The sequence below is a fragment of the Curtobacterium sp. MMLR14_010 genome (assembly GCF_001865015.1).
GTDB lineage: Bacteria > Actinomycetota > Actinomycetes > Actinomycetales > Microbacteriaceae > Curtobacterium.
Window position 1 is genome coordinate 159,523 of sequence record NZ_MJGV01000002.1, and the last position, 12,720, is coordinate 172,242.

11 protein-coding genes are annotated in these 12,720 nt (G+C 72.5%); 3 read left to right on the top strand and 8 right to left on the bottom strand.

Going from position 1 to position 12,720, the window contains the following annotated elements; all coding sequences use genetic code 11:
- Positions 1-6: 6 nt before the first annotated feature.
- From BIU98_RS00870 to BIU98_RS00880, 3 genes are read right to left on the bottom strand one after another with little or no spacing between them, the layout of a single operon-like run.
- On the bottom strand, positions 7-972 hold the full coding sequence (locus BIU98_RS00870) for a sugar kinase (RefSeq protein ID WP_083392848.1): 966 nt from the start codon (positions 970-972) through the stop codon (positions 7-9).
- A complete protein-coding gene (locus tag BIU98_RS00875) occupies positions 969-1,808 on the bottom strand; it encodes an IclR family transcriptional regulator (RefSeq protein ID WP_071269863.1) in 840 nt (279 codons plus the stop codon). Before BIU98_RS00875 ends, BIU98_RS00870 begins: the two co-directional genes overlap by 4 nt.
- Positions 1,808-3,019 (bottom strand): alanine racemase, encoded by a 1,212-nt coding sequence (locus BIU98_RS00880; RefSeq protein ID WP_071269866.1) that lies wholly within the window; start codon positions 3,017-3,019, stop codon positions 1,808-1,810. The genes BIU98_RS00875 and BIU98_RS00880 overlap by 1 nt, the downstream gene beginning before the upstream one ends.
- A gap of 141 nt (positions 3,020-3,160) precedes the next feature.
- Between BIU98_RS00880 and BIU98_RS00885 the strand changes: the two genes are divergently transcribed.
- Together BIU98_RS00885 and BIU98_RS00890 are read left to right on the top strand one after the other, a co-directional pair.
- On the top strand, positions 3,161-4,573 hold the full coding sequence (locus BIU98_RS00885; RefSeq protein WP_071269869.1) for an MFS transporter: 1,413 nt from the start codon (positions 3,161-3,163) through the stop codon (positions 4,571-4,573).
- A 131-nt stretch (positions 4,574-4,704) separates the two neighbouring features.
- Positions 4,705-5,496 (top strand): endonuclease/exonuclease/phosphatase family protein, encoded by a 792-nt coding sequence (locus tag BIU98_RS00890; protein WP_083392849.1) that lies wholly within the window; start codon positions 4,705-4,707, stop codon positions 5,494-5,496.
- A gap of 886 nt (positions 5,497-6,382) precedes the next feature.
- Here BIU98_RS00890 and BIU98_RS00895 read toward each other — a convergent pair.
- Genes BIU98_RS00895 through BIU98_RS00905 form a run of 3 tightly spaced genes read right to left on the bottom strand, consistent with a single transcriptional unit; the run spans position 6,383 to position 9,059 of the window.
- Positions 6,383-7,054 (bottom strand): methionine ABC transporter permease, encoded by a 672-nt coding sequence (locus BIU98_RS00895; RefSeq protein ID WP_071269872.1) that lies wholly within the window; start codon positions 7,052-7,054, stop codon positions 6,383-6,385.
- Positions 7,051-8,109: a methionine ABC transporter ATP-binding protein gene (locus BIU98_RS00900; RefSeq protein ID WP_071269875.1), complete on the bottom strand. Its 1,059-nt coding sequence runs from the start codon at positions 8,107-8,109 to the stop codon at positions 7,051-7,053. The genes BIU98_RS00895 and BIU98_RS00900 overlap by 4 nt, the downstream gene beginning before the upstream one ends.
- Positions 8,109-9,059 carry a MetQ/NlpA family ABC transporter substrate-binding protein gene (locus BIU98_RS00905; RefSeq protein ID WP_071269878.1) on the bottom strand — a complete coding sequence of 317 codons (951 nt, stop codon included), beginning with the start codon at positions 9,057-9,059 and terminating at the stop codon, positions 8,109-8,111. The genes BIU98_RS00900 and BIU98_RS00905 overlap by 1 nt, the downstream gene beginning before the upstream one ends.
- 169 nt (positions 9,060-9,228) lie before the next feature.
- Between BIU98_RS00905 and BIU98_RS00910 the strand changes: the two genes are divergently transcribed.
- Positions 9,229-9,723 (top strand): 2'-5' RNA ligase family protein, encoded by a 495-nt coding sequence (locus tag BIU98_RS00910; protein ID WP_071269881.1) that lies wholly within the window; start codon positions 9,229-9,231, stop codon positions 9,721-9,723.
- 50 nt (positions 9,724-9,773) lie between these two features.
- Here BIU98_RS00910 and BIU98_RS00915 read toward each other — a convergent pair whose 3' ends face one another.
- Both BIU98_RS00915 and BIU98_RS00920 read right to left on the bottom strand, forming a co-directional pair.
- Positions 9,774-11,012, bottom strand: a complete 1,239-nt coding sequence (locus tag BIU98_RS00915; protein WP_071269884.1) for an FAD-binding protein — start codon at positions 11,010-11,012, stop codon at positions 9,774-9,776.
- Positions 11,013-11,152: 140 nt separating this feature from the next.
- Positions 11,153-12,643 carry an MDR family MFS transporter gene (locus BIU98_RS00920; RefSeq protein ID WP_071269887.1) on the bottom strand — a complete coding sequence of 497 codons (1,491 nt, stop codon included), beginning with the start codon at positions 12,641-12,643 and terminating at the stop codon, positions 11,153-11,155.
- Positions 12,644-12,720 lie beyond the last annotated feature (77 nt).

Sequence of the window (12,720 nt, forward strand, 5' to 3'; positions counted from 1 at the left end):
GATCGGTCAGCGGTCGACGCGGTCGTGGACGGCGTGGTCGACGGCGGCGGGGTCGACGAGCCCGAGCACGCCGGTGTCCGGTCGTCGCCAGTCGCCGTGCACCGTGCACGCGAGCGCTCCGGCGTCGGCGGCTGCGTCGAGGGCCTCGGCGGGGGAGCGCCCCGCGAGGTCGGCGGCGAGCCACGCGGCGACGAAGGCGTCCCCGGCACCGACCGGGTCGACCACGGCGACCGGGCTGGCCGCGCGGCGGTGGATCGTGCCGTGAACGGAGGCGACCGCGCCGCGGGAGCCGAGCTTCACGACGGCGGTGCCGTTCGCGAGCGCGGCGAGCTCGTGCGCCAGGGCCTCGTCGTCACCGGGACGTTCGTCGCGCCCGAGGACGAGCCGGGCCTCGTCGTCCCCGGCGAAGACGACCGAGGCCCGGGCGGCGACGGCGCGGTACCAGCCTCGCCCGGTGACGTCGTCGACGAGCTTCGGCCGGTGGTTGACGTCGAACGCCACGGGGACGCCGGCGTCGGCGGCGCGGACGACCGCGGCGTGCACGGTCTCGCGGGCGCTGTCGGACAGGGCCAGCGTGATGCCGGTGACGTGGAGCAGCGCGGCCCGTTCGACGAGACCGGACGGCAGGTCGCCCGGCGTCAACGCCGACGCCGCCGAGCCCCGCCGGTGGTAGGTCACGCGCGTGCGACCGTCCGGCAGCCGCTCCTTCATCATGATGCCGGTCGACCGGTCCGGGTCCCGCACGTCGACGACGTCGACACCCTCGGCCGCCACGTCCGCGAGCACGCGGTCCCCGGCGGGGTCCGTCCCGACCCGACCGACCCACGTCACGGGGACCCCGGCGTGCGCCAGGCCGATCGCGACGTTGCTCTCGGCACCGCCCGTGTCGACGCGCATCGTGTCGAGCCCGAGCACGGCACCGCGGCCGCCGAGCAGCAGCATCGTCTCGCCGAAGGTCAGCACCCCGGTCACCGCGGGCTCCTGGCGAGTGCGAGCTGGGCGGAGGACGACCCGAGCGCGACCGAGATCTCGAGGGCGGTGCGGACCACGCCGTCGCCGAGCGCCCGGACGGCCGAGGCGCGGAAGCCGGACGCCAGCCCCGAGATGCTCATGGCGCCGACCACCTGGTTCGCGTGGTCCAGCACCGGCGCCGCGACACAGCGGATGTCCGGCTCGTTCTCGCGGTCGTCGATGCCGTAGCCGCGGTCCCGCGTGCGCGCGATCTCCCGGCGCCAGCGGTCGTCGTCGGTGATCGAGTGCTCGGTCATCGCGGGGGCGGGCGTCGCCAGGACACGGTCGAGCAGGTCCGGTTCGCCGAACGCCACCATCGCCTTGCCCGACGCCGTGTTGCGCATCGGCAGGCGGTTCCCGATCCGGGAGGCCATGCGGACGGTGCCGCGCGTCTCGACCTTGTCGACGTAGACGATGTCGGTGCCGTCCGGGACGACGAGGTGGCAGGTCAGACCGGTCAGCTCGGCGGTCCGTCGGAGGAACGGGGCCGCGGCGGCGCGCAGGTCGATGCCCTCGAGGTAGCTCTGGCCGAGGAGCAGCGACCCGAGCCCGAGGGTGAAGCCCGCGTCCGCGGTGCGGCGGAGCAGGTCGTTCTCGAGCATCGGCGCCGTCAGCCGCAGCACGGTGGACTTCGACGTGCCGAGCTCGCCGCTCAGCGTGGTGAGGCTCACGGACGGCTCGCCGTTCCGGGTCCGGTCGGCGACGAGGTCGAGGATGCGCAGCCCGCGGCGCAGCGAGAGCGCGGCGTTCCGTGCTGGGGCCTGCGCGTCGTCCTGGGTCGTCGTCACGGTGGTCATCAGAACCACGTCGCGATCGTCTCGAGCACGGTGTCGTCGTCGTCGAGGACCTGCACGGCCCGCCACTTGTCGAACACCGTGCACGGGTGCGAGATGCCGAACACGACGACATCGCCCGGCGTCAGCGCGACCCCCGGTGCCAGCGCGAGGTAGCAGTGCTGGTCGTCGAGGCGGGTGACGGTGACCGCCCCGGGCACCGGCGGTGTCCCGGGGAGCCGCTCCGGGCCTCCTGGCCGGATCTGCCGCACGACGGGCAGTCCCTCGTCGAAGGAGATGTCGCGCTTGCCGACCGCGACGAGGGCCAGGCCGGGTTCGGGGCACGAGGTGACGCGGCCCCAGACCTCGATGGCGGGTCGGAGCGAGCCCTCGGCGGGGTGGCGACCGAAGGGCGTGCGGGCGGCGTAGAAGCCGTCGTCGTGGGTCAGGGACGCGCCGGAGCGGAGCAGGACGTCGAGGTCGGCCGGGCGGGCGGCCACCGCGTCGCTGACGGCGTCGAACCAGGCGCTGCCGCCCATGCTCAGCAGCGCGCGCTCGCCGGGGACCAGGTGCCGGACAGCGGCGGCGACGGCGAGGACGCCGGAGACGTAGGCGCGGGCGGCGTCGACGCCGGGCAGGCCGCCCTCGTAGCCGGCGACACCGCGGAGGACGACGCCGGGTCCGGCACCTGCGGCTGCTTCCGCGACCTCCATCGCGGCCTCGGGGGACCGGACGCCGGTGCGGCCGCCCGGGAAGCCGACCTCGACGAGCACCTGGACCGCACCGTCCACGGCCCGGGCGGCGTCGGCCGCGGCGCGGACACCGACGGCCGAGTCGACCCAGCAGAGGACGTCCGACCCGGGGTCGACGGCCCGGCGGGAGGCGAGCCAGCGGAGGCCGGCGGGGTCGAGCACCTCGTTCGCGACGAGGAGGTGGCGCAGCCCGTGCTCCCACGCGACCATGGCCTGCTGGACCGAGGCGACCGTGACGCCCCATGCGCCGGCGTCGACCTGGCGGTGCGCGAGGGCCGGGGCCATGTGCGTCTTCATGTGCGGCGCGAAGCGCATGCCGTGCCGCTCGACGTAGGCCTGCATGACGGCCGTGTTCGACGCCAGGGCGGACTCGCGGAGCGTCATCACGGGCAGGTGGGCGTCGTCGAGGACGTGCCGAGGGCGGGCGCTGCTGCCCGGTTCCGGGGCGCCCTTCGTGGTCACGGTGGCGGGGGTGGTCGGCATCGATCCTCCTGTCGCGTCCGGTCGGTCGACGGGTTCCACGTTCGTGCAGGCGGTATGCGCTGGACAACGTCGTCGTGCCCAGCGTTCCACGGTGCAGAACCGGGCGCACGTGTCCGAGCCCGGGCATACGATTCCTGGGACATGACGACGACGACATCGGCCAGACGGCGCACGGGCAGCACGGCGGTGGCGGTGCTCGTCGCGGGGACGTTCTTCATGGAGCTCCTCGACGGCACGATCCTCGCCACGGCGGCGCCGGCGATGGGGCGTGACCTCGGCGTCGACTCCGCGGCGATCGGCATCGCGATCACCGCCTACCTCGTGACCCTCGCCGTGCTCATCCCGGTGAGCGGTTGGCTGACCGACCGGGTCGGCTCCCGCACGGTCTTCGCGGCCGCCATCGCGGTGTTCACCGTCGCCTCGGGGCTGTGCGCGCTGTCGACCGGGCTCGTCGACCTGACGCTCTGGCGGATCCTGCAGGGCGTCGGCGGAGCGCTGATGGTGCCCGTCGGCCGGCTCGTCGTGCTGCGGAGCGCCGGGAAGGACCAGCTCGTCACGGCCATCGCGATCCTGACCTGGCCGGCCCTGGCGGCCCCGATCATCGCGCCGTTCATCGGCGGCGTGCTCGTCGACACCCTGTCGTGGCACTGGATCTTCCTGGTCAACCTGCCGCTCGGGGCGATCGCGTTCGTCGCCGCGCTCGTGCTCGTGCCGCAGGAGCGGGCCGCCCAGCGCGTCCCGTTCGACTGGCTCGGGTCCCTGCTGGCGTGCTTCGGGCTCGGTGCCCTCGTGGTGATGGCCTCGCTGCTCGCGCTCGACACCGTGCCGGTGGTGGCCGTGGTCGTGTCCGGCGTCGTCGGGGCCGTCTGCACCTGGCTCGCCATCCGGCACTTCCGCCGTGCGCCCCACCCGATCATGGGGCTCGATGCCTTCCGGCTCGAGACCTTCCGGGTGTCGCACGCCGGTGGCAGCCTGTTCCGCCTGGCCGTCTCCGCGGTGCCGTTCGTGCTGCCGTTGCTGTTCCAGGACGCCTGGAGGTGGACGGCGCTCGAGGCCGGCAGCGCCGTGCTGTTCGTCTTCGTCGGCAACCTCGGCATCAAGCCCGCGACGACCCCGTTGCTCCGCTGGTTCGGGTACCGGCCGGTGATCATCGTGTCAGCCGGCATCGCTGCGCTGACCGTCGTGGCGATGGCCTTCCTGACGCCGGACACCCCGCTCTGGCTGCTCGCCGTGCTCCTCGTGGTGAGCGGTGCCGCCCGCTCGGTCGGCTTCACCGCGTACAACACCATCGCCTTCGCCGACGTCGAGCAGGCCGACATGACCCCGGCGAACACGTTGTCCTCGACGCTGCAGCAGACCGCGGCCGGGTTCGGGGTGGCCGTCGCGGCCGTCGTCATCCGGGCGGGCGCCGGGCTCGAGGGCTCCGGGGCCTACGCCGTCGCGTTCTGGGTCATCGCCGTGCTGCTCGTCGTGGCCCTGGTCGAGGGCGTCCTGATGAGCCGTTCAGCCGGTGACGCCATCCGCCCTGCGCGCCGGCAGCGGGTGCGCGCCTGACCGTTCGCGCGCTCGTCACGCGCCAGAAACCGTCACCCGATACAGTCACAGCAACTGCTTGCCGACGCCGAGTACCGTTGCGGCGGCAGACTGAGCGGGACGCAGGGACCCGGCTCCGAAAGGAAGGCAGCATGCCCGTGCCAGACCACGAGGGGACCATCCCGATGGACACCGACGTCCAACCCACCACGATCCGCGTCGTGAGCTACAACCTGCGGGAGCACACCGCGAACAGCGAGCTCGCCGCCCTCGCCGAGTCGTCCCAGGCGGACGTGCTCTGCGTGCAGGAGTGCGACAGCAACGACCTGGCGCCGTCCATCGGCGGCCTGACCCTCGCCGCGTCGACCAAGGCGAACCGCCTCGGCCTGGCGATCTACAAGCGCGACGACCGCTTCGAGCTCCGGGACTTCCGCGTGCACTCGCTGCAGAAGTCCCTGCACGACCGGGTCCTCGCACCCGCGCACGAGCGGCTCATCGCGATGCACCTCCGCGACGCCGAGGCCGACACCGACGTCATCGTCGCCTCGTTCCACGCCTCGCCGCTCACCGCCACGAACTCCCTGCGCCGCAAGCAGATCGAGGCTGCGCACCAGTTCGTCCGCGACCTCTCGAGCGAGGCCCCGGCGATCATGGTCGGCGACTTCAACTACCCCTGGTTCCAGACGAACCTGCGCCGGAAGATCGAGTCGCACGGCTTCGCGCTGTCGCTCTCCGACCAGCCGACCTACCTGCGCTACCGCAAGTTCACCGGGCACTTCGACTTCGCCACGAGCGTCGGACTGCACATCGCCGGCGTCGAGACCCTGCCCGCGGGCATCTCCGACCACCGGCCGATCCTGGTCCGGGCCCACTACGAGACCGCGGCAGGGTCCGGCGCCGGCTCCTCCGCCGCGGACGCCGTGGCGGCCGACCCCGCTGCCTGACCCGCGCCGCCGCGTTTCCTCAGCGGGGCCGTGGGCGGCGCCTGCGGGGCGGCGTCGACCCGAGCCTCCCGGCGCGAGTGGTCACGACACCCCGTCGGGTGGGCGCCGAGTGGGCGCAGCCCGTCGCTCGGCGGCCTCGCGGCCGACGGGCGCTGACCACTCACCGGACGTGAGTGGGGTGTCGTGACCGGTCGGCGTGCCGCAGGCGGAGGGACGGACGTGCGCCGAGCCTCCCGTCCGGATCGCGTCGCCTCGCGTCGCGTCGCGTCGCGTCGCGTCGCGTCGCGTCGCGTCGCGTCGCGAGATCGCACTCTGTGTCGCCTCCGGAGTCGGGGAGGCGACAGGAAGTGCGACCTCACCGGGGCCGAGGGCGGCGCCTGCGGGGCGGGGTCGACCCGAGCCTCCCGGCCGCGAGTGGTCGGGACACCCGGTCGGGTGGGCGCGAGTGGGCGCAGCCCGTCGCTCCGCGCCGCGCCAGCCGACGACTTCCGACCACTCGGCGGACGTGAGCGGGGTGTCCTGTCCGGTGGGGAGGCCCGGCGCAGCTCCGCCCCGCACCATGTGTCGCTGAGATCGCAGTTGGTGTCGCCTCGGGTACAGGGGAGGCGACGCGGGCTGCGATCTCACCGGCGCGAGTGGTCAGGACACCCCGTCGGGTGGGCGCCGAGTGGGCGCAGCACGTCGCTCGGCGCCGCGCCAGCCGACGACTGCCGACCGCTCGGCGGACGTGAGCGGGGTGTCGTGACCGGTCGGGAGGCTCGGTGCGGCCCCGCCTCGCACGGCGCGTGACCGCGCGGCCGGTACGCACTGCCGGGGTGAGATCGCGCTTCGTGTCGCCTCCGGGACGGGGGAGGCGACACGAAGTGCGATCTCGGTGCAGCCCGCGTCAGCGACGGAGCGTCGCGCGCGCCAAGCGGTTGCCGACGAACTGGCCGAGCTGCACGATGATGACGATCGCGGCCACCGAGACGTAGACGATCCACCAGTCGTACCGCTGCGAGCCGTAGGTGATCGCGTACTCGCCGAGTCCGCCGCCGCCGATGAGTGCACCCTGCGCGGTCATGTCCACGATGCCGATGAAGATGAACGTGTACCCGAGGATGAGCGGCCCGAGGCCCTCGGGGATGAGCACGGTCAGCAGGATCGACACCGGGTGCGCGCCGGAGGCCCTGGCGGCCTCGACCACGCCGGGGTCGACCGACAGCAGGTTCTGCTCCACGATGCGGGCGACGGCGAACGACGCCGCGAGCGAGATCGCGAACGTGACCGCCGGCACGCCGATCGTGGTCTGCACGACGACGCGGGACAGGGGTGCGATCGCGGCGAGGAAGATCACGAACGGGATGGGCCGCACGAGGTTCACGAGCAGGTTGATCACCGTGTACGCCGTGCGGCTGCCGAGCAGGTTGCCCGGCCGTGTGGCGTACAGGGCGAGGCCGAGCGCCAACCCGATGAGCCCCGCGATCACCAGCGAGACGATCGACATCACGATGGTGTCGCGCACCGAGGACAGGAACACGTCGAACGTGTCGATCACGCTCTGGAAGGAGTTGTTCATGCGAGGGCCTCCTCGTTCGTCGTGACACCCGCGGCACGCAGCGCGGCGATCGCGGCATCCACGGCGCCGGACCCAGGGCCGGCAACGGGTCCCGCGTCGACGAGCTCGTACGTCAGTGACCCGATCCGGCGCTCCCGGATCTCGCCCACGCCGCCGTAGACGAGCTCGGCGGTGACGCCCGCGGTGCGGAACGCCTGATCGATGCGGTTCTGCAGCCCGGCCTCGTCGGTGATCTGCACCGTGACGAGGCGTCCGGGGTGCCGCTCCCGCAGCCGGACCAGCGTCTCCGGAGAGGGACGGTCGTGCAGCGCCGTGCGGACGAAGCGCTGTGCGGCCTGGGTCTGCGGCGTGGAGAACACGTCGTACACGTCGCCGACCTCGACCACGCGGCCCTGCTCCATGACGGCGACGCGATCGGCGATCTGCCGGACGGCGTCCATCTCGTGCGTGATGACGATGATCGTGACGCCGAGCTCCCGGTTCACCCGACGCAGGAGCGCGAGCACCTCGGAGGTGGTCTCCGGGTCGAGCGCACTCGTGGCCTCGTCGGCCAGCAGCAGCTCGGGGTTCGACGCCAGCGCCCGGGCGATCCCGACCCGCTGCTTCTGCCCGCCGGAGAGCTGCTCGGGGTACGCGTGGGCACGGTCGAGCAGCCCCACGAAGTCGAGCAGCTCGGCCACGCGCCGGTCCCGCTCGTCCTTGGCGACACCGGCGACCTTGAGCGGGTACGCCACGTTGCCGGCGATGGTGCGGGAGCGGAACAGGTTGAACTGCTGGAAGATCATCCCGATCCGGCGTCGGGCCAGGCGGCGGTCCCGCTCGGGGATGGCCGTGAGCTCCTGGCCGGCGACCGTGACCGTGCCCGCCGTGGGCAGTTCGAGCGCGTTGACCAGCCGGACCAGGGTGGACTTGCCAGCACCGGAGTACCCGATGACGCCGAGGACCTCACCCTGTTCGACGTCGAGGGTGACGTCCTCGACGGCGGCGATCGTCTCGCCGGTGTCGGCGCGGCGGTAGCTCTTCGAGACGCCGCGGAGTTCGACGAGGGCAGCCACTACTTCGTTGCCGCCTTCGCGTCCTTCTCGACCGTCGTGAGCTCCTGCTGCAGGGCAGCGGGGCTCTCGTCGCTCGGCACCGCGTCGGGGTAGTCCTTCGCGAACACCTTCTGCACGGCTTCGTCCTGGAACAGCTTCGCGAGGTCGAGGTAGGTGGCGTTGTCCTTGTCTGCGTTCCGCGCGGCGAACACGTTCACGTACGGGGCGGCCGAGGCGCTCTTCGGGTCGTCCTGGAAGATCGCGTCCTTGGTGTCCAGCCCGGCCGACGTGGCGAAGTTCACGTTGACGATGGAGCCGTCGACCGAGCCCTGCTGCAGGGCGTTCGCGGTCTGCGAGGCGTCGAGCGGCTGCACGTCGACCTTGTGCGAGGTGATGTCGGCGACGGTCGAAAACGCGTTGCCGCCGTCCTCGAGCTCCAGCAGGCCGGCCGACTGCAGCACCAGGAGTGCCCGGGCCTCGTTGATGGCGTCGTTCGGGATGGCGATCTTCGCGCCCTCGGCGAAGTCCTTCACGTCCGACACCTTCGTCGAGTACAGCGGCAGCGGGTAGACGGCCGTCGCGCCGATGGGCTGCAGGTCGTCGTCCGAGGTGACGTTGTAGTTCGCCAGGTACTGGATGTGCTGGAACTGGTTGAGGTCGACCTGCTCGTCCTTGAGCGCCGGGTTCGGCAGCGAGTAGTCCGAGAAGTTCTTGAGCTGCACGGTGACGTTCAGGTCCTTCTTCGCGAGGTCCACGTACGTCTTCCAGTAGGGCAGCGACTTGTCCGAGACACCGATCGTCACCGTCTTCGGGGCGGCACTCGACGCGGACCCGGCGGTGTCCTCACCACCGTTCCGGACAGCGACCACGACGATCGCGACGATGATCGCGACGACGACGATCGCGGCGGCGACGATCCAGCCGATCGGGCGCTTGCGCTTCGGCTTGGCGGGCAGGGCGGGTGCGGTCATGGGGTGCTCCTCGTGGGGTGGCGGGGTCACACGCTCGTGGACTGACCACGAGTGTGGCTGCCGGCAGGAGCGGGGTCGACTTGCGTTCCGCCGTGTTACGCGCAGCCGCAGCCGCAGCCGACGCACGCCGTCAGCGCCGCACGCAGCCGACGCGGGCAGACTCGGACGGGTGCGCAGCATCGAACTCGTCCTCGACGCCCCCTCCGACCAGGCGGTCCGCGCGCTCTGGCAGATCCTCGTCGCCGCGGAGCTCCCGAGCCTCGGCCACTCCGGCACGAACGACCCGCACGTGACGCTCGCCGCGGGGGAGTCCCTGCCCGTCCCGTCCGGCATCGGCGCCCCGATGCCCGAGGCCCTCCGCGTCGCCGGCGTCCTGCTGTTCCCCGCCGGCCCCGGCCGGCACGTGCTCGGCCTCGGCGTGGTCGTCGACGAGCCGCTCGCCCGGTTCCACCGCGCGGTGCACGCCGCGGCTCCTGGCTCGCTCGACTCGTCGCTCCCCGGGCGCTGGGCACCGCACGTCACCCTCGCTCGACGGATCCGCGACGTCGACCTGCCCGCCGCCCTCCGGGTGCTCACGGCCGACGCACCCCTGCCCGAGGTGCTCACCGTGGGCGGTCTCCGCCACTGGGACGGGGATGCGAAGGCGGTCACCCCCCTGACGTGAGCCGGGTGGCGGTCCGGCACCGGGCCTCCCGGCCGGTCTGGAGGCTCGGATCAGGCCCGCAGGACCCGCTCGCCGAACGCTGATGCGAACGTCCGCTGCGGGTCGGCACGCGCGATCAGCGCGCGGACGTCCGGCAGACGTGGGTAGAGCGCCGCGACCGCGTCGCCGTCGAGGGAGCTCATCTTGCCCCAGTGCGGGCGGCCGCCGAACGGGGCGAGCCGGGCCTCGAGGTCGGGCAGCAGGGTTGCGACCTCCTCGGGGTGCTTCTGCCAGGTGAACGCGATGCAGAAGACCTCCTCGCCCTGGGACGGGCTGAGCCAGAGGTCGTCGGCGGCCATGGTGCGGAGCTCGGCGACGTGCAGGTGTGGCTGGATGCGGTCGGCCATCCCGCGGAGGGCGTCGAGGGCTGCCGCAGCGTGCCGGAGCGGGACGAAGTGTTCGCTCTGCACCTCGGAGCCGTGGGACGGGACGGAGTCGATGGGGAAGTGCGGCAGGCGGTCCCACCACGGCCCGATCGAGCCGTCGCGTGCGGTGTGGTGGTCGTCGCCGGGGCTGCCGGGCAGTCGCGGGGCACCGAACAGGCTGTCGGGGACGTCATCCGTCGTGTCCACGCGGGACTTCACGAGCACCTCGCTGATCTCGTCCCCGAACCGCGTGTACGCGCAGACGGAGTACCCGGCGGCGTGGATCTCGGCGGCGTGGTCGAGGAACGTGCGCCAGGGGAACGGGCCGTAGGTGTCCTGGCGCATCCGGTAGGCGGGCTCGACGTCGAGCGTGACCCGCGTGACGATGCCGAGGAGTCCGAGGTGCAGGACGCTGCCGGCGAAGTCGGGCTCGCCGCGGCGGAGGGTGCGGGTGCTGCCGTCGGCGCCGACGACCTCGAGCGCGCGGACGGCGGTCGACAGCGAGCCGAGGGTCGTGCCGGAGCCGTGGGTGCCGGTGGCGATCGCGCCGCCGACGGAGATGTGGGGGAGCGACCCCATGTTGTGCAGGGCGAGGCCCGCGGCGTCGAGCTCGGGGGCGACCCGGCCGTACCGGGTGCCGGCGCCGAGGGTGGCGGTGGTGCCATCGTCACCGATCACGAGGTCGGTGGGGATGCCGGTCAGGTCGAGCAGCACGCCGGGGCTGTCGGCGACGTCGTTGAACGAGTGGCGCGTGCCGAGGCCGTGGATGCGCGGGGCCCGGGCGACGACGTCGGCGACCTCGTCGAGGGAGGTCGGGCGGACGACGCGTTCCGCGGTGTAGGTGACGGTGCCGGACCAGTTGAGCTCGCTCGTCGTCGAGTGCATGCGTCCACGATGCCACTCGCCGGTGACTTCTCCTGGTTCGCGCCCCGCAACGAGCATCGCGCCCCGCTGTGGCGGGGCGCGATGTTCGGAACGGGGCGCGATGTCGGACAGGTCCGGCGCCAGCCCTCGGCTGCCGCGCGCTAGTGCGCCATCGTGGGCGTCGGTGCGCCCTCGGGGACCACGGGCTTCCGGACGAAGCAGGCCGCCAGGATCGTGAACAGCGAGATGATGCCGCCGACGAGGAAGGCCGTGCGCACGCCGGACGACGTCGCCTCGGCCAGGCCGTCGGCACCCGAGCCCGCGGCCGCCGTCGCGGCGCCGATGGTCAGGAGCGTGATGAACAGGGCGGTGCCGGCAGCGCCGGCGAGCTGCTGCGCCGTGCCGAGCACCGCGCTGCCGTGCGAGTAGAGCTTCGGGGGCAGACCGCCGAGCGCCGCGGTGAACAGCGGCGTGAAGCTCAGTGCGAGGCCGATGCTGAGGACGACGTGTGCGGTGAGGACGAACCACACGCTCGTGTCCGTGCCGACGGTCGACAGGGCGAAGAGCACGACGCTGATGATGACCGCACCCGGGATGAGGAGCACCCGCGGACCACGACGGTCGTAGATGCGGCCGACGACCGGGGACAGCAGGCCCATCAGCAGACCGCCGGGGAGGAGCAGCAGGCCGACGTTCAGGACCTCGAGCCCGAGGACGCGCTCCAGGTAGATCGGCAGCAGGATCAGCGTGCCGAGCATCACCAGGAAGCTCAGGCCCATGCCCACGATCGGGACGGTGAAGCCCTTCGTCTGGAACGTGCGCAGGTCGAGCAGGGCCCTGTCGGTGCGCTGCAGGCGCGTCTGCCGGACGATGAACAGCGCCAGGCCGACGGCGCCGACCACCAGGGCCGTGACCGGCATGACGGGGCCGGTGGTCGCGATCTCACCGATGCTCGACAGGCCGTAGACGATCCCGCCGAACGCGAAGGCGGACAGGATCACGGAGGCCACGTCGAGCGGGGCCTTCCGCGGGGTGCCGACGTTGCGGACCTTCACCATGCCGAGGACGAGCGCGGCGACGGCGATCGGCAGGACGAACCCGAACAGCCAGCGCCAGGAGAACGCGTTGAGGATCAGACCGGAGATCGTCGGGCCGACGGCGGGGGCGACCGAGATGACGATCGAGATGTTCCCCATCACACGGCCGCGGTGCGCGGGGTCGATGAGCGTCAGGACGGTGGTCATGAGCAGCGGCATCATGATCGCGGTACCGCTGGCCTGCACGATGCGTCCGAGGAGCAGCGTCGTGAACCCGGGGGCGAGCAGCGCGATGAGCGTGCCGGCGGAGAACAGGCTCATCGCCCACATGAACACCGGCCGGGTGTTGAAGCGCTGGATCAGGAACCCGGTGATCGGGATGACGACGGCCATCGTCAGCAGGAAGCCCGTGGTGAGCCACTGCCCGGTCGCGGCGCTGATGTCGAGGTCGTCCATGAGCCGGGGCAGGGCGACGCCCATGATCGTCTCGTTGAGGATCACGACGAACGCCGAGACCAGCAGCAGGCCGATCACGAGTCGGTCGTCGGCCGCGGACCGCGCGGGAGCGGGCTGTGACCCGGTCCTCGGAGCGGTGTCGATGGCGTGGTCGGTCATGTGTGGCTCCGAACGAGAGTCGATGGGTGATGCCACGGGTGCAGCACCTGAGTGTTCTCGATCATTCCGCGACGCGC

Coding starts and splice junctions, on each gene's coding strand:
- BIU98_RS00875 (WP_071269863.1), bottom strand. CDS start 1,808: ATGACCACCGTGACGACGACCCAGGACGACGCGCAGGCCCCAGCACGG.
- BIU98_RS00880 (WP_071269866.1), bottom strand. CDS start 3,019: ATGCCGACCACCCCCGCCACCGTGACCACGAAGGGCGCCCCGGAACCG.
- BIU98_RS00885 (WP_071269869.1), top strand. CDS start 3,161: ATGACGACGACGACATCGGCCAGACGGCGCACGGGCAGCACGGCGGTG.
- BIU98_RS00890 (WP_083392849.1), top strand. CDS start 4,705: ATGCCCGTGCCAGACCACGAGGGGACCATCCCGATGGACACCGACGTC.
- BIU98_RS00895 (WP_071269872.1), bottom strand. CDS start 7,054: ATGAACAACTCCTTCCAGAGCGTGATCGACACGTTCGACGTGTTCCTG.
- BIU98_RS00905 (WP_071269878.1), bottom strand. CDS start 9,059: ATGACCGCACCCGCCCTGCCCGCCAAGCCGAAGCGCAAGCGCCCGATC.
- BIU98_RS00915 (WP_071269884.1), bottom strand. CDS start 11,012: ATGCACTCGACGACGAGCGAGCTCAACTGGTCCGGCACCGTCACCTAC.
- BIU98_RS00920 (WP_071269887.1), bottom strand. CDS start 12,643: ATGACCGACCACGCCATCGACACCGCTCCGAGGACCGGGTCACAGCCC.